The organism is Streptomyces sp. NPDC047081, from assembly GCF_040643775.1.
Taxonomy (GTDB): Bacteria; Actinomycetota; Actinomycetes; order Streptomycetales; family Streptomycetaceae; genus Streptomyces.
Genome location: NZ_JBEYUY010000010.1, coordinates 159,422 through 174,330, shown reverse-complemented (window position 1 = coordinate 174,330; position 14,909 = coordinate 159,422). Strand labels below are relative to the sequence as shown.

At 72.6% G+C, this 14,909-nt stretch carries 15 protein-coding genes; 5 read left to right on the top strand and 10 right to left on the bottom strand.

What is annotated here, in order from left to right; genetic code table 11:
* Positions 1-10 precede the first annotated feature (10 nt).
* The 3 genes from ABZ848_RS20985 to ABZ848_RS20975 form a co-directional block, all read right to left on the bottom strand.
* Positions 11-292 (bottom strand): hypothetical protein, encoded by a 282-nt coding sequence (locus ABZ848_RS20985; protein ID WP_360833847.1) that lies wholly within the window; start codon positions 290-292, stop codon positions 11-13.
* A 61-nt stretch (positions 293-353) separates the two neighbouring features.
* The gene (locus ABZ848_RS20980) at positions 354-1,919 is read right to left on the bottom strand and encodes a glycerol-3-phosphate dehydrogenase/oxidase (protein WP_360833845.1); all 1,566 of its coding nucleotides are present in this window, start codon (positions 1,917-1,919) and stop codon (positions 354-356) included.
* On the bottom strand, positions 1,916-2,515 hold the full coding sequence (locus ABZ848_RS20975) for a TetR/AcrR family transcriptional regulator (protein WP_360833843.1): 600 nt from the start codon (positions 2,513-2,515) through the stop codon (positions 1,916-1,918). The genes ABZ848_RS20980 and ABZ848_RS20975 overlap by 4 nt, the downstream gene beginning before the upstream one ends.
* Positions 2,516-2,598: 83 nt before the next feature.
* Here ABZ848_RS20975 and ABZ848_RS20970 point away from each other — a divergent pair, with 83 nt between their 5' ends.
* Positions 2,599-4,197 (top strand): FAD-binding oxidoreductase, encoded by a 1,599-nt coding sequence (locus ABZ848_RS20970; protein ID WP_360834140.1) that lies wholly within the window; start codon positions 2,599-2,601, stop codon positions 4,195-4,197.
* Between the two features lie 15 nt (positions 4,198-4,212).
* Positions 4,213-5,094 (top strand): YegS/Rv2252/BmrU family lipid kinase, encoded by an 882-nt coding sequence (locus ABZ848_RS20965; protein WP_360833841.1) that lies wholly within the window; start codon positions 4,213-4,215, stop codon positions 5,092-5,094.
* Positions 5,095-5,103: 9 nt separating this feature from the next.
* Here ABZ848_RS20965 and mgrA read toward each other — a convergent pair whose 3' ends face one another.
* Positions 5,104-6,147 (bottom strand): L-glyceraldehyde 3-phosphate reductase, encoded by a 1,044-nt coding sequence (gene mgrA, locus ABZ848_RS20960; RefSeq protein WP_360833839.1) that lies wholly within the window; start codon positions 6,145-6,147, stop codon positions 5,104-5,106.
* A gap of 89 nt (positions 6,148-6,236) precedes the next feature.
* On the opposite strand from mgrA, the gene ABZ848_RS20955 reads away from it, so the two are divergent.
* From ABZ848_RS20955 to ABZ848_RS20945, 3 genes are all read left to right on the top strand, one after another.
* Positions 6,237-6,689, top strand: a complete 453-nt coding sequence (locus ABZ848_RS20955) for an NAD(P)H-dependent oxidoreductase (RefSeq protein ID WP_360833837.1) — start codon at positions 6,237-6,239, stop codon at positions 6,687-6,689.
* Positions 6,690-6,842: 153 nt separating this feature from the next.
* Positions 6,843-7,799 carry a LysR family transcriptional regulator gene (locus ABZ848_RS20950; RefSeq protein WP_360833835.1) on the top strand — a complete coding sequence of 319 codons (957 nt, stop codon included), beginning with the start codon at positions 6,843-6,845 and terminating at the stop codon, positions 7,797-7,799.
* A 104-nt stretch (positions 7,800-7,903) separates the two neighbouring features.
* On the top strand, positions 7,904-8,377 hold the full coding sequence (locus tag ABZ848_RS20945) for a carboxymuconolactone decarboxylase family protein (protein ID WP_360833833.1): 474 nt from the start codon (positions 7,904-7,906) through the stop codon (positions 8,375-8,377).
* Here ABZ848_RS20945 and ABZ848_RS20940 read toward each other — a convergent pair.
* Genes ABZ848_RS20940 through ABZ848_RS20915 form a run of 6 tightly spaced genes read right to left on the bottom strand, consistent with a single transcriptional unit; the run spans position 8,353 to position 14,909 of the window.
* Complete coding sequence (locus ABZ848_RS20940) at positions 8,353-9,636, bottom strand: VWA domain-containing protein (protein WP_360833831.1); 1,284 nt, start codon at positions 9,634-9,636, stop codon at positions 8,353-8,355. The two genes, ABZ848_RS20945 and ABZ848_RS20940, sit on opposite strands and share 25 nt — an antisense overlap.
* Positions 9,633-10,250, bottom strand: coding sequence for an SRPBCC family protein (locus ABZ848_RS20935; RefSeq protein ID WP_360833829.1), 618 nt, complete (start codon positions 10,248-10,250; stop codon positions 9,633-9,635). The genes ABZ848_RS20940 and ABZ848_RS20935 overlap by 4 nt, the downstream gene beginning before the upstream one ends.
* The gene (locus ABZ848_RS20930; RefSeq protein ID WP_360833827.1) at positions 10,247-11,140 is read right to left on the bottom strand and encodes a MoxR family ATPase; all 894 of its coding nucleotides are present in this window, start codon (positions 11,138-11,140) and stop codon (positions 10,247-10,249) included. Before ABZ848_RS20930 ends, ABZ848_RS20935 begins: the two co-directional genes overlap by 4 nt.
* 3 nt (positions 11,141-11,143) lie before the next feature.
* Complete coding sequence (locus ABZ848_RS20925) at positions 11,144-12,007, bottom strand: XdhC family protein (protein ID WP_360833825.1); 864 nt, start codon at positions 12,005-12,007, stop codon at positions 11,144-11,146.
* An 11-nt stretch (positions 12,008-12,018) separates the two neighbouring features.
* Positions 12,019-14,415 carry an aerobic carbon-monoxide dehydrogenase large subunit gene (locus tag ABZ848_RS20920; RefSeq protein WP_360833823.1) on the bottom strand — a complete coding sequence of 799 codons (2,397 nt, stop codon included), beginning with the start codon at positions 14,413-14,415 and terminating at the stop codon, positions 12,019-12,021.
* Positions 14,412-14,909 carry a (2Fe-2S)-binding protein gene (locus ABZ848_RS20915; RefSeq protein WP_360834138.1) on the bottom strand — a complete coding sequence of 166 codons (498 nt, stop codon included), beginning with the start codon at positions 14,907-14,909 and terminating at the stop codon, positions 14,412-14,414. Before ABZ848_RS20915 ends, ABZ848_RS20920 begins: the two co-directional genes overlap by 4 nt.

Sequence of the window (14,909 nt, the reverse complement as noted above, 5' to 3'; positions counted from 1 at the left end):
TTCGTGTGGGTCAGGACTCCGGCTGGGGATGCCGGACGGCCTGTTTGACCTCGGCCTCAACCCCTGTGCGCGTCTTACCGGTCTCCTTGGCGTACTCGGTGACCGAGGACTGCGCCTCCCGGGCCAGGTCGCGCCAGGCTCGCCACGCGGTCTCGTACGTCTCCGTCTGCTGCCCGGTCCAGCCGCCCGGCTGCGTCGGCGGACCGTACGCGAGCCGCAGCTCCTCGACCCGGTTGTGGGCCTGGTCGGCCGCGCGCTGTTTCTCCACGAGCTCGTCGAAGGTGTGTGTCACACAAAGGGAGCATAAGCATGCAATTGGCATCCCGCGCGTGGAGCCGCAGGTCCGGGACGCATCAGCCCTGGAGGGCCAGCGCCTCGCCCAGCAGCTCTCGTACGGCATCCAGCGCCGCCGCCCGGTCCTCCGGTACCACCCCGATCCGGGTGCGCCGGTCGAGTACGTCGGCCTCGTCGAGCGCGCCTTCGTGGCGTACCGCCCACAGCAGTTCGGCGGCGGTGACGGGGTGCCCCGGCAGTACCCGCTCGCCCAGCCGGGGGTCGGCCGCGCCGAGGGCCTGGACGGCCGGTGCCTCCGTGCCGTACCGCCGTACCAGATGGCGTGGGGCCGGCAGCGCTTCGAGGGTCCGTGGGGACGCGGCGCCGACGAGGGGCAGGGACGCGGTGCGGGAGGGGCCCGCCGTGAGGTTGCGGGCCTCGACGGCCGCGTCCACCGCGTCCTCGGCCATCCGCCGGTACGTGGTGAGCTTGCCGCCGACCACGGTGATCACGCCCTCGGACGAGGTGAGCACCGCGTGCCGGCGCGAGATGTCGGCGGTCCGGGTCGTATCCCCGGTGGAGGTGTCGAGCAGGGGGCGCAGTCCGGCGAAGGCCCCGATGACGTCCTCGCGGCGGACCGGGACGTCCAGGACCGAGCCGAGCACGTCGAGGAGGAAGCCGATGTCCGTCTCGGGTGCCTCGGGGACGTCCGGGATCTGGCCCTCGGCGGGTTCGTCGGTGAGGCCGACGTAGACCCGGCCGTCCCCTTGGGGCAGGACGAGGACGAAGCGGTTCGTCTCGCCGGGGACCGGGATGTGCAGGGCGGCCGGCAGCGGGCCGAGGTGCTCCGCGCGCAGGATCAGGTGGGTGCCGCGCGAGGGGCGGATGCGGATGCCGTCCACCAGGCCGCCCGCCCAGACGCCCGAGGCGTTGACGACCGCGCGGGCGCGGATCTCGCCCTCCTCGCCGGTGAGTTCGTCGCGGACCCGGGCGCCGGAGCCGGTGAGTTCCAGTGCCCGGACGCGGGTCAGGATCTGTGCCCCGTGCGCGGCGGCGGTGCGGGCGACGGCGGTGACCAGGCGGGCGTCGTCGACGAGCCGGCCGTCCCAGGACAGCAGCCCGCCGCGCAGGCCGTCGGTGCGCAGGGCGGGGGCCAGATGGCGGGTCTCCACTGCGGAGAGGCGGCGGGGCGCGGGGAGCGTCGCCCGGGCGGTGCGGGCCGTCAGGCGCAGGGTGTCGCCCGCCTTGAAGCCGGCCCAGGTGAGCGCCGCCTGACCGCGGGAGACGAGCGGGGTCAGGGGCAGCACGAACGGCTGGGCGCGGACCAGATGGGGCGCGGTGCGCTCCATCAGCACGCCCCGCTCGACCGCGCTCTCGTGGGCGACGTCGAGCTGGCCGGAGGCGAGATAGCGCAGCCCGCCGTGGATGAGCTTGCTGCTCCAGCGGGAGGTGCCGAAGGCCAGGTCGTGGGCGTCGACGGCGACGACGGACAGCCCGCGGGCCGCCGCGTCCAGCGCCGCTCCGGCACCGGTGGCGCCGAGCCCGACGACGAGGACGTCCACGACCGGGCCGCCGACGGTCTCGGTGAGCTCGCGCGAGCGGCGGGCGGCGGACAGGGTAGAGCCGGGTTCGGGGGCGATGCTCATGGCGCGAGAGTCCTTTCCAGGATGTCGCTCAACTCGGCGAGGAACGCGGGGGAGTCGAGCTCGGCGTCGTCCTCGTCGGTCATGGTCCGCAGGGACAGGGTGAAGGACTGGACGATCAGCAGCAGCGACCGCGCCTGCCGCTCGGGATGGCCGACGCGCACCGACCCGTCGGCGTGCCCCTCCCCGATGCTGCCGACCAGCAGCTCCAGCAGGGCGATCTGGCTGGCCCCGCGCCGGTCCAGCACATAGGGGAGCAGCAGCTCGGGGTCGACGTCGACGATCTTCAGGAACAGCGGATGGGCGCGGAAGGCGGCCACTCCGGCCACCAGCCCCTCCACGAGCAGGCTGCGCGCGTCGGCGCCTTCTCTGCGCTCGGGGATCGCCCGGGTGGCCACGCCGACCCACTCCCGGGTCATCAGGTCGCCGACCAGCGTGCGCACATCGGGCCAGCGCCGGTACAGCGTCATCCGGGAGACGCCCGCGCGGCGGGCCACGTCCGTGAGCGTCGTACGGCGGACCCCGACGGCCAGGACGCAGTCCCTGACCGCGTCGAGCACCGCGTCGTTGTCCGAGCCGTTGTGACGAATAGGCGCCATGTGTCACAGTGTAACGCCTCGACGGGCCCGCGGGTGGCGTCGGCGGACGGAATCGCTCGAATCGACCGGTGAGGACGGCACTCATGGACATGCTGTGGAGCGGCTGGGGCGACCCGGCCAGGGCGACGCCGCTGCCCGACACGGTGATCGGGCTGCTGCGCGATCTGCTCGGCGTGAAGCCACGCGCCGCCGAGCCGGTCGAGCTGGCGGAAATCGCCGTACCGGAAGGGCAGTTGGAGCCCGCAGCCCACCAAGCCCTCGCGGCCGCGGTCGGCGGCCAGGAGTACGTGCGCACGGATGCCGAGACGCGGATCCGGCACACCAGGGGCAAGTCCACGCCGGATCTGCTGCGGATCAGGGAGGGCGAGGTCGAGGACGTCCCTGCGGCCGTACTGCTCCCGGCCGGGCACGACGAGGTCCTCGCCGTGCTGCGGGCGTGTGCCGAACTCGGCCTGTCCGTCGTGCCGTTCGGCGGCGGTACGTCGGTCGTCGGCGGTCTCGCGCCCGAACGGCGCAGCGTGTTCGTCGCGTTGGACCTGCGGCGCATGGACGGGCTGCTCGACCTCGACCCCGTGTCCCGCACCGCCACGCTGCAACCGGGTCTGCGCGCCCCGCAGGCCGAGGCGCTGCTGGCCCAACACGGCTTCACCCTGGGTCACTTCCCGCAGTCGTACGAGTGGGCCAGCATCGGCGGCTTCGCCGCCACCCGCTCCAGCGGCCAGGCCTCCGCCGGCTACGGCCGCTTCGACGAGATGGTCCTCGCGCTCACCCTCGCCGCGCCGGAGGGCACGATCGACACGGGCCGCGCCCCGCGCTCAGCGGCAGGACCGGACCTGCGCCAGCTCGTGCTCGGCTCGGAGGGCGCCTTCGGCGTCATCACCTCCGTGACGGTCCGCGTCCGCCCGGTCCCGCAGGTCCGCGTGTACGAGGGCTGGCGCTTCGCCTCCTTCGAGGAAGGGTCCGCGGCGCTGCGCCGGCTCGCCCAGGACGGGCCGCGCCCGACCGTACTGCGCCTGTCCGACGAGACCGAGACCCTCATCGGCCTCGCCCAGCCCGACGCGATCGGTTCGTCCGAGGCCCCGACGCCCGCCGGGTGCACGGCGATTGCCGGTTACGAGGGTACGGACGAGGACGTCTCGTACCGCCGCGAGCGTGCCGCGGCCGTCCTGCGCGAGTGCGGCGGCACGTCCCTCGGCGCGGAGCCCGGCGAGCGCTGGGCGCACGGCCGCTACTCGGCGCCGTATCTGCGCGACTCGCTGCTCGACGCGGGCGCCTTCGCCGAGACGCTGGAGACGGCAACCTTCTGGTCCCGCATCCCCGGGCTCCACGCGGCCGTGCGCGAGGCGCTCACCACGACGCTCACCGGGGCCGGCACCCCGCCCCTGGTCATGTGCCACATCTCCCACGTCTACGAGAACGGCGCCTCGCTGTACTTCACCGTCGTCTCGGCGCAGGGCGACGATCCGGTCGCGCACTGGACGCGGGCCAAGCACGCGGCGAACGAGGCGATCCTCGCCGCGGGCGGCACCATCACCCACCACCACGGTGTCGGCACCGACCACCGCGACTGGTACGTCCGGGAGGCCGGACCCCTCGCCGTCGGCGCGCTGCGGGCCGTGAAGCGGACACTGGACCCGGACGGGCTGCTCAACCCCGGTGTTCTGCTGCCCCTCGAAGACTGACCGGAGGCCACACCGATGCGACAGTTCACCGCCGTCGTCAACCCCACCGCGGGCGGATCCACCGGCGCCGCCGCGCTGCTCGCCGTGGCCCGGCTGCTGAGGGAGGCGGGCGCCGAGCTGGAGACCGAGTACAGCCGCAGCCTCGCCCACGCCCAGGAGCTCGCCCGGGACGCGGGCCGCAAGGGCCGGGTCGTGCTCGCCGTCGGCGGGGACGGCATCGCCGGCGGGATCGGCGGCGCGCTCAGCGGCACCGGAGCCGTCCTGGGCCTCGTCCCTGCCGGACGCGGGAACGACTTCGCCCGCGCCCTCGAACTGCCCACCCAACCGGCCGAGTTGGCCGAGGTGCTGCTCCACCACGAGCCGCGCGCCGTCGACACCATCGAGGTGGAGTCGGCCGTCCACGACCGCACCGTCGTCCTCGGCAGCGTCTACGCGGGCGTCGACGCCCTCGCCAACCGCCACGCCAACCAGTCGAGACTGCTGCGCGGCGCCGCCTCCTACTACGCCGGCGGCCTCCGCGCCGTCACCACCTGGCGGGCGGCCCGCTACCGCGTCACCGTCGACGGCAAGGAGCACCGGCACACCGGCTATACGGTCGTGGCCGCCAACTCCGGCTACTACGGCTCCGGCCGCCTGATCGCCCCCGACGCCCGCGTGGACGACGGACTGCTGGAGATCGTGATGATCGGCGAGGCGCCCCGGCGGCTGTTCTTCGCCCTCATGAACGACCTGAAGACCGGCGCCCACGTCGACCGGCCCCAGGTGCGCATCCTGCGCGGGCGGGAGATCAGCATCTCCGCCGACCGTGACGTGCCCTACGGCGCCGACGGCGAGGTCGAGGCCGTACTGCCCGTCACGGTCAGGGTCCTGCCCGGAGCGCTGCGCGTGCTGTGCTGAGCCCCGAGGTCAGCCGAGGTTGCCGGTCCGGGCGTCCCGCCACAGGTCGACGCCGCCGTCGGTGGCGTACTTGTCGATCTCGGCCAGCTCCTCGGGGCTGAAGTCGGGGTTCTCCAGCGCGGCGACGTTCTGCTCCAGCTGCTCGGTGCGCGACGCGCCGATGACCAGCGAGGTGACCCGCTCGTCCCGCAGCGCCCAGGCGAGCGCCATCTGGGCTAGGGTCTGCCCGCGCCGGGCCGCGATGTCGTTCAGTGCGCGCAGCCTGACCAGCATGTCCTCCGACAGCCACGACGTGTCGAACGACGTCCCCGCCGCGGCCCGCGACCCCTCCGGCACCCCGTCCAGATAGCGCCCGGTGAGCAGCCCCTGCGCCAGCGCCGTGAAGCCGATGACCCCGAAACCCTCCTCCTGGGCGGCGTCCAGCAGGCCCTCCGTCTCGATCCAGCGGTTGACCATGCTGTACGACGGCTGGTGGATCAGCAGCGGGGTCCCCAGGTCGCGCAGGATCGCGGCGGCCTGCCGTGAGCGCTCGGCGTCGTACGAGGAGATCCCCACGTAGAGGGCCTTGCCCTGGCGCACCGCCGTGTCCAGCGCGCTCATCGTCTCCTCCAGCGGAGTGCTCGCGTCGAGCCGGTGGGAGTAGAAGATGTCCACGTAGTCCAGGCCCATGCGCTTCAGGGACTGGTCGAGGGAGGCGAGCACGTACTTGCGGGAGCCGCCGCCCTGGCCGTAGGGGCCGGGCCACATGTCCCAGCCGGCCTTGGTGGAGATCACCAGCTCGTCGCGGTACGGCGCGAGGTCCCGCCGCATCAGCCGGCCGAAGTTGATCTCGGCGGAGCCGTACGGCGGGCCGTAGTTGTTCGCCAGGTCGTGGTGGGTGATCCCGAGGTCGAAGGCGCGCAGGGCGATCTCGCGCTGCGTCTCGAAGGGCCGGTCGTCCCCGAAGTTGTGCCAGTAGCCGAGGGACAGAAGGGGGAGGTCGAGGCCCGAACGGCCGGTCCGCCGGTAGCGCATGGTGCCGTCGTAGCGGCCGGGATCAGCGAGGTGGCTCATGGTTTCACTGTGGCCGCGCACGATTCTGAAGTCCAACAACTCCTTCTCATCAAATTCAGCGTTTCCGCTTCTGAATTAGGGTGCGGGGTGTGCCCACCTTGCTGATCGTGCATCACACACCTTCGCCGAACTGCCAGGCCATGCTGGAGGCCGTGGTCTCCGGCGCGACCGACCCGGAGATCCAGGGTGTCGAGGTCGTACGGCGCCCCGCGCTCGCCGCCACCGCCTCCGACGTCCTGGCCGCCGACGCGTGCCTGCTCGGCACCCCGGCCAACATCGGCTACATGTCCGGCGCCCTCAAGCACTTCTTCGACCAGATCTACTACCCGTGCCTGGACGCGACCCAGGGCAGGCCCTTCGGCTACTACGTGCACGGCGGCAGCGACGTCACCGGCGCGGTGCGCGGCATCGAGGCGATCACCACCGGCCTCGGCTGGCGGCTCGCGGCGAAGCCGGTGACGGTCACGGGCGAGCCGTCCAGGGCGGATGCCGAGGCCTGCTGGGAACTGGGGGCCACGCTCGCCGCCGGGCTGCTCGACTGACCCTCACCCGGGTCCATCGAACTCCCTTGTCCCAGGGGCCACTTGAGCCTCCGAAGCCCCTCTGCGCGACAGTGGCTCTTGGGGAACTGGTGCGCTAATTTGAGGTGCAGCTCACAGGTGATGGGCACCCGTGGGGAGCGCGGGAGGTTCTCGTTGACCCCGGCACAACTGCGGGCCTTCTCTGCGACCGTGCGCCTCGGTTCGGTGAAGGCGGCCGCGGCCGATCTCTCCGTGACGGAGGCGGCCGTGTCGATCCACATCGCCCATCTGCGCAGGGAACTCGGCGACAAGCTGTTCACGCGGACCGCGCACGGGCTGGCCTTCACCCCGGGCGGGCTGCGGCTCGCGAGCCGGGCGACCGAGATGCTGGGACTGCAGGACCGCACCATTCTGGAGGTACGGGGCGCCGGTTCCGGCCGGCGGCTGCTGCGCGTCGCCGCGTCGAGCCTGTTCGCCGAGCACGCGGCACCCGGCCTCATCGAGCTGTTCGCCGGGCGCGCGGACGACCTGGACGTCGAGCTCAGCGTGCACGACACACAGAACTTCGCCTCGCTGCTCGTCAACCGCGCGGTCGACGTGGCCATCGGACCCCGGCCCGCGACGCTCGAGGAATCCATGACCTGCACCCACTTCCTCAACTACCAGGTGATCGCCGCCGTCGGCCCCGACCACCCCCTCGCGGCCGGCGGTGCGGGCCCCGCCGAACTGCGCGAACAGACCTGGCTCCTCGGCCCCTCCGCGGCCGGACGCACCGGCCTCGTACCCGCGGTGCTGCGCCGGCTGAGCGTCCCCGAGCACAACCAGCGCATCTTCCAGAGCCACGCCGCCGCCCTGGAGGAGGCCAAGCGCGGCAAGGGCATCGCGCTGGCCGTGGCGTTCGCCGTGGCGAAGGACCTCGCCGACGGGGACCTGTGCCGGCTCCAGGGCCCGAACCTCCCCGCCCGCGGCTCGTGGAGCCTGCTCGCCCTCGCCGACCGCGAGGCACCCGCGGCCGCCGCCGAACTGCGCCGCTTCGTCACCACACCCCGCGCGACCCAGGCCATGCTCCGTGGCACGGGAGTGACCGCGGGCCGCTTCCGGCCTGCCATCCACGTGACCCTGTGGAGCTAGAGCAGGGCCGCTGGGGAGACGCAGGTCACATTGGTGCGTGTCACAACTCGTCGTGCCGTCCCGTCAGAGAGGTGTAGCCAACGACGACGACACTGGAGCACATCATGGAAGCGCGTCTGAACCTCTTCGAGAACGCGGTCGCCACCAAGGTCTTCCGGCACATCAACTCGGCGGGCAAGGCCGTCTCCGACTCGACACTGCCGCACGCCACGCAGGAGCTGGTGAAGCTCCGCGCCAGCCAGATCAACGGCTGTGGGATGTGCACCGACATGCACACCAAGGACGCCCTGGCCGCGGGCGAGGACGTGCAGCGCCTCCTGCTGGTCTCGGCCTGGCGGGAGGCCACGGTCTTCACCGAGGCCGAGCGCGCCGCGCTGGCGCTGACCGAGGAGGGCACCCGGATCGCGGACGCGGCGGGCGGGGTCCCGGACGACGTCTGGGAGAACGCCGCCAAGCACTACGACGAGGAGCAGCTCGCCGCCCTCGTGACCACCATCGCCCTGATCAACATGTACAACCGGTTCAACGTCATCGTCCAGCAGCCCGCCGGCGACTACCAGCCGGGCATGTTCGGATGACGCGGGGCACCTGACGACGGCGACGGCCCGGGGCGGCCCCGGGCCGTTCCGCCGCGCCGGGCGAGCCGAGCGACCTCGCCCGGCACCCGCAGCAGCGCTCCGAAGCTGTCCGCGGGCAGCAGCAGATCGACGTACGGCAGCGCGGCGGCCATCGTCGTCGTGCGGGGCGCAAAACCGGGCGTCCCGGCCCGCGGGTTGAGCCAGATCACCGTGTGCGCCCGGCGTCGCAGCCGGGCCATCGCGGCTGCGAGCCGCTCCGGCGGATCCCCGTCCCAGCCGTCCGAACCGATCAGCACGACCGCGCCCCGCAGGGTTCCGCCGTGGTGCGAGGCGAGCAGCGCCGACAGGCAGTGCGCGATACGCGTACCGCCGAACCGGTCGGTGACCCGCTCCGTCGCCTCTTCCAGCGCCGTCCGCGCGTCCCGGTGCGCGAGAGCCGTGGTGAGCCGGGTCGGCGAAGTCGCGAAGGCGAAGACCTCGGCGTGCGTGGCGAGCGCGAGCGCCCGCATCAGATGCAGATACGCGACCGCCTGCGCCTGCATCGACCGGCTCACGTCGCACAGCACCACCACCCGGCGCGGGCGGTCCACGGGCCCCGAGCGGACCAGTTGGACCGGATCCCAGCCCGTGCGCCGGGCCCGGGCCGCCGTCTCCCGGAGCGTCACCCGGCGCCCGCCCCGCCCCACCGCATACCGGCGCGAGCGCCGCGCGGGCCACTCCCGCAGTGCCCGCTCCAGCCACCTGCCCAGCAACTCCGCCTCCCGGGCGTCGAGTTGCTCGAACGGCGTGTCCAGCGCCCCGGCGAGATCACTCGGCAGCCGCTCCGGCACGGACAGGGCGAGGTCGTCGTGCCGGTCGGCCGTCGCGACCACGGGCGGCAGAGTCACCCAGGGCAGACCGCCCCCGTCGCGGGACTCGCTGTCGTACGGCGGCGCGGGCGCGCCGGAACCGCCCCCGCGCACAGCCGAACGTCCGCTGTCCCGCCGCGCGTTGGGATCGACGGACAACAGCGCCTCGCCGAACACGGCCTCGAAGACCTCGTCGAACCGCGCCAGGTCCCGGTGACGCCGTACGAGCGTGACGCGCGCCGCCCAGTACAGCGCCGTGCGCGACGAGGGCGGCATCGCGACCAGCGCCCGTACGAAGTCCTCCGTGGCGGTGAACCCCACGGCCACGCCCCGCTCCCTGAGCCGGACGGCGAACGCGACGGCGAAGGCGGCCCGGTCGACGGCCGGGAGCAGCGGCCCGGCCCGGCTCACAGCGTCAGCAGCAGGACTACGGCGGCCACCACCACGACGACCACGACCAGCGCCGGGACCAGCCGCCGGTACACGGACCCGCCGGCCAGCCGCACCAGGTCCAGCGGCTCGCCAGCCGGCGCCTCCTCGGGCTCCGCGACAGGCGCCTCCTCCTCGGCCGGGGCCGTGTCGGGACCCAGCAGCCGGGTCTCCACGTTCTCGACGAACTGCGTGAACAGCTTCTCCGAGATCTCCTTGATCATGCCGCTGCCGAACTGGGCCAGCTTCCCGCTGATGTTGAGATCGGTGCTCACCGTCACGACCGTGCCCACGCCCTCGGGGCGCAGCCGCGCGTGGATGGTCGCCGAGGCGTTCCCGCCGCCGCGCGTGTCCTTCCCGGCCGCGTTGATGACGGCGATGTGGGCGGCCTCGTCCTTCTTCACGAACCGTGCCGTCCCGGCGAACTGGCTGACCACCGGGCCCACTTTGACCTTCACCCGGCCCTTGTAGACCTCGTCCTCCACGCCGGTGAGCTCGGCCCCGGGCATGCAGGGGGCGAGCGCCTCCAGATCGGTGAGCGCCTGCCAGGCGCGCTCCACGGGTACGTCGACACCGAACTCCTGGTCGATCTTCATGGTCTCCTCGCCTGTCCGGGAAAGCCGAGCTCTTCGAGGGCGTCGGTGATGGTGGTCCGGTCGTCGGGGCTCTTGGCGACCGCGCTGAGCGTGCCGAGGACGTCGGCGCGGGCCAGCCGGGCCACCCGCAGCGCGGCCAGCGCCGAGACCCAGTCGATCGCCTCCGCCATTCCGGGCGCCTTGTCCAGGTCCAACTCCCGTACCCGGCCGATGAATTCGGTCGCGGAGGCGATGAGCGGCTCGTTCGCGGCCGGTACCGAACGGCGCAGGATGCGCGCCGCGTGCTCGGGGGAGGGGAAGTCGATCCAGTGATAGAGGCAGCGGCGGCGCAGGGCGTCGTGGAGTTCGCGGCTGCGGTTCGAGGTGAGCACGACGACCGGTGGCCGCACGGCGGCGAACGTGCCCAACTCGGGCACGGTGATGGACCGTTCGCCCAGGAACTCGAAGAGCAGCGCCTCGAACTCGTCGTCGGCCCGGTCGATCTCGTCGATCAGCAGCACGGGCGGCAGCGGGCCCGGGTGGCGCACCGCCCGCAGCAGCGGCCGGTCGTGCAGGAACTCCTCGGTGAACACATCGGCGTCGGCGAGCTGCCCGCCCCGCGCCTCCGCCAGCCGGATCGCGAGCAGCTGACGCTGGTAGTTCCACTCGTACAGGGCCTCGCCGGGCGCGAGTCCCTCGTAGCACTGCAGGCGGATCAGCGGGGTGTCCAGCACCTGGGCGAGCGCCTTGGCCAGGCTCGTCTTGCCGACGCCCGGCTCGCCCTCCACCAGGAGCGGCCGGTCGAGGACAGTGGCGAGAAAGAGGGCGGTCGCGGTCCCCTCGTCCACCAAGTGGCCGACGAGGTCGAGGCGTTGGCGTACGTCGTCGGCGTCCGTGAACAGCTCGCTCACGCGCTAGACCGCCGACTCCGCCGCCCGGCGGTCCCGGCAGCCGGTGCCGCAGAACCACAACTCGCCCTCGGCGGTGACCAGATGAGGGGTGTCGGGCAGCACGGTCACGGTCATGCCGCACACCGGGTCGACGGCCTGTGCCGGCCGCTCGGACGACGGCACCGGCCTCGCGCGTACGGCCTCCACCACCTCCGCCAGGATCGACAGCGCGATCTCGGGTGCCGTCCGGGCGCCGATGTCGAGGCCCGCCGGCGTGTGGACGCGGGCGCGTTCCCCCTCGTCCAGGCCGAGTTCGTCGAGGAGGGCGGAGCCGCGGCGGCGGCTGGCGACCAGGGCGATGTGCGGGACACCCGCGTCGAGCGCGGCGCGCAGGGCCTCGGCGTCGCCGTGTCCCTGCCCGGCCACGACCACCGCCGCCGTGTGTTCGTCGGGCCGGGAGCGGGTGGTGGCGTAGCCGAGCACCTCGGCGAGGGCGAGGAAAGCCGCGGCGATGGGCGTGTCGCCGACGACCTCGACCAGGGGTGGCGGCAGGACGGGTTCCAGGAAGATCTCCAACGCGCCGCCGGACAGACAGGGGTTGACCACGACCTGCGCGCCCGGCGTCTCCGGGAACCCCTCCTCGCCCGCCGGTAGCACCCGCAGCAGCAGCGGCGCGCCACCGCTGAGGGCGCCCAGCGCCGCCGTACGCACCGAGCCCTCCGCGCACTGCCCGCCGACGAAGCCGTCGATCGTGCCGTCGCCGTGCACGATCGCCTCGTCGCCCGGGTGCGCCGAGGCCGGTGCCTGCGCGCGCACCACCCGTGCGTGCACGAACGGCACGCGCCGCTCGGCGAGTTCGAGCGCCCGCGCGCTCACCGTGCCCGACATCGCGACCACCTTCAGATCGGCGGGGTGGGCCGGCCCTGCATGGCCTCCCACACCCGTGACGGAGTGAGCGGCATGTCGGCGTGCCGGACGCCGAAGGGCTTCAGGGCATCCACGACGGCGTTGACGATCGCGGGCGGCGAGCCGACCGTCGCGGACTCACCGACACCCTTGGCGCCGATGGGATGGTGCGGGGACGGCGTGACCGTGAACCCCGTCTCCCAGTCGGGGACTTCCAGGGCGGTGGGGATGAGGTAGTCCATCAGCGAGCCGCTGAGGCAGTTGCCGTCCTCGTCGAAGGCGATCATCTCCATCAGCGCCATGCCGACGCCGTCGGTGAGCCCGCCGTGTACCTGCCCCTCGATGATCATCGGGTTGATACGGGTGCCGCAGTCGTCGACCGCGACGAAGCGGCGGACGGTCACCTTCGCGGTGCCCGGGTCGATGTCGACCACGCAGACGTAGGCGCCGTGCGGATAGGTGAGGTTCTCCGGGTTGTAGCAGATCTGCGCCTCCAGACCGCCCTCCATGCCGTCGGGCAGGTCGCCCGCGCCGTGTGCGCGCATCGCGATGTCCTGGATGGTGACCGCGGCCTTGGGGTCGCCCGCGACCCGGAAGGAGCCCTTCTCCCACTCCAGGTCGGCGACCGACACCTCCAGCATCGAGGAGGCGATCAGCCGGGCCTTGTCGCGCACCTTGCGGGCGACCAGCGCCGCCGCCGCGCCCGAGACGGGCGTCGACCGGCTGCCGTAGGTGCCCAGCCCGAAGGGCGTCTGGTCGGTGTCGCCGTGCACCACGTCGATGTCCTGCGGCGGGATGCCGAGTTCCTCGGCCACGATCTGCGCGAACGTCGTCTCGTGCCCCTGCCCCTGCGTCTGGACCGACAGGCGTACGACCGCCTTGCCGGTCGGATGCACGCGCAGTTCGCAGCCGTCGGCCATGCCGAGCCCGAGGATGTCCATGTCCTTGCGGGGGCCCGCGCCGACCGCCTCCGTGAAGAACGACACCCCGATGCCCATGAGTTCACCGCGGGCCCGCTTCTCGGCCTGTTCGGCGCGGAGTCCGTCGTAGCCGGCGATCTCCTTGGCGAGTTCCATGGTGGGCGCGTAGTTCCCGGAGTCGTACACCCAGCCGGTCTTCGTCCTGTACGGGAACTGCTCGGGCCGGATGAAGTTCTTCGTGCGCAGCTCGACCGGGTCCATGCCGAGCTCGTACGCGAGACAGTCCACGATCCGCTCGACCAGGTAGACCGCCTCGGTGATGCGGAACGAGCAGGCGTACGCGACCCCGCCCGGCGCCTTGTTGGTGTAGACGGCCGTCATCTTGCAGTGGGCGGCCTCGATGTCGTAACTGCCGGTGAACACCCCGAAGAAGCCCGCCGGGTACTTCACCGGCGCCGCCGTGCCGTTGAACGCGCCGTGGTCGGCCAGGACATGGGTGCGGATGCCGAGGATCCTGCCCTCGCGGGTGGCCGCGATCTCGCCGCGCATGATGTAGTCGCGGGCGAAGCCGGTGCTGATCAGGTTCTCCGCGCGGTCCTCCATCCACTTCACCGGCTTGCCCGTGAGCAGCGAGCCGACGATCGCGCACACGTAACCCGGGTAGATCGGCACCTTGTTGCCGAAGCCGCCGCCGATGTCGGGGGAGACGACCCGGATCTTGTGCTCGGGCAGGCCCGCGACGATCGCGTACAGGGTGCGGTGGGCGTGCGGGGCCTGGGTGGTGGACCACAGGGTGAGCCTGCCGTCGACGGCGTCGTAGTCGGCGACCGCGCCGCAGGTCTCCATGGGCGCCGGGTGCACCCGCGGGTAGACGATGTCCTCCCGGACCACCACGTCGGCCCGGTCGAAGACGGCCTCGGTCTCGGCCGCGTCCCCGGTCTCCCAGTCGAAGCAGTGGTTGTCCTCCTTGCCCTCCAGGTCGTCCCGGATGACGGGCGCGTCGGGGGCGAGCGCGGTGCGTACGTCGATCACCGGGTCGAGCGGCTCGTACTCGACGTCGATCAACTCCAGGGCGTCGCGCGCCGAGTAGCGGTCCTCGGCGACGACGAAGGCGACCTCCTGGCCCTGGAAGCGGACCTTGTCGGTGGCCAGCACGGCCTGCACGTCGTTGGAGAGGGTCGGCATCCAGGCCAGGCCCTTCTCGGCGAGCATCGCGCCGGTCACCACCAGACGGACCTTCGGATGCGCCTCGGCCAGGCTGGTGTCGACGGACAGCAGTCGCGCGTGGGCGAGCGGCGAGCGCAGGATCGCCAGGTGGAGCATGCCGGGCAGCTGGAGGTCGTCGACATAGCGGCCCTTGCCGCGGACGAAGCGCGGGTCCTCCTTGCGGAGCATCCGGCCGTGGCCGCAGGGCTTCTGGTCGTTGTCGACGAAGGCGGTGAGGTGGCCGTTGGGGGCGGTGGTGGTCATGACGCGCTCGCCTCCGCGGCCGTGGTGCGGGTTCCGGCCTCTTCCGCAGCCGCCCAGCGGACCGAGCGGACGATGGTGGCGTAGCCGGTGCAGCGGCAGATCTGGCCGGAGATCGCCTCGCGGATCTCCTGGTCGGACGGGTCCGGATTGCGGTCGAGCAGAGCCCGCGCGGTCATCATCATGCCGGGCGTGCAGAAGCCGCACTGCAGGCCGTGACACTCCACGAACCCCCGCTGGACCGCGTCGAGTTGGCCGTCCTGCTCCAGGCCCTCGACCGTGCGGACCTCGTGGCCGCCCGCCATCGCGGCCAGCACCGTGCAGGACTTGACGGGTTCGCCGTCCAGCCACACCACGCACGTACCGCAGTTGCTCGTGTCGCACCCCCAGTGGGTGCCCGTCAGCCGGAGGTGGTCGCGCAGGAAGTGGACGAGGAGCAGCCTGCCCTCGATCTCCCCGGTGACCTCTTCGCCGTTGACGGTCATGGTGACCTGCAC

What these genes read in the sequence shown, in the direction of transcription:
- mgrA (WP_360833839.1), bottom strand. Translation starts at nt 6,147, where the DNA reads ATGAGCCACCTCGCTGATCCCGGCCGCTACGACGGCACCATGCGCTAC.
- ABZ848_RS20965 (WP_360833841.1), top strand. Translation starts at nt 4,213, where the DNA reads ATGCGACAGTTCACCGCCGTCGTCAACCCCACCGCGGGCGGATCCACC.
- ABZ848_RS20935 (WP_360833829.1), bottom strand. Translation starts at nt 10,250, where the DNA reads ATGAAGATCGACCAGGAGTTCGGTGTCGACGTACCCGTGGAGCGCGCC.
- ABZ848_RS20980 (WP_360833845.1), bottom strand. Translation starts at nt 1,919, where the DNA reads ATGAGCATCGCCCCCGAACCCGGCTCTACCCTGTCCGCCGCCCGCCGC.
- ABZ848_RS20945 (WP_360833833.1), top strand. Translation starts at nt 7,904, where the DNA reads ATGGAAGCGCGTCTGAACCTCTTCGAGAACGCGGTCGCCACCAAGGTC.
- ABZ848_RS20970 (WP_360834140.1), top strand. Translation starts at nt 2,599, where the DNA reads ATGGACATGCTGTGGAGCGGCTGGGGCGACCCGGCCAGGGCGACGCCG.
- ABZ848_RS20925 (WP_360833825.1), bottom strand. Translation starts at nt 12,007, where the DNA reads ATGTCGGGCACGGTGAGCGCGCGGGCGCTCGAACTCGCCGAGCGGCGC.
- ABZ848_RS20975 (WP_360833843.1), bottom strand. Translation starts at nt 2,515, where the DNA reads ATGGCGCCTATTCGTCACAACGGCTCGGACAACGACGCGGTGCTCGAC.
- ABZ848_RS20920 (WP_360833823.1), bottom strand. Translation starts at nt 14,415, where the DNA reads ATGACCACCACCGCCCCCAACGGCCACCTCACCGCCTTCGTCGACAAC.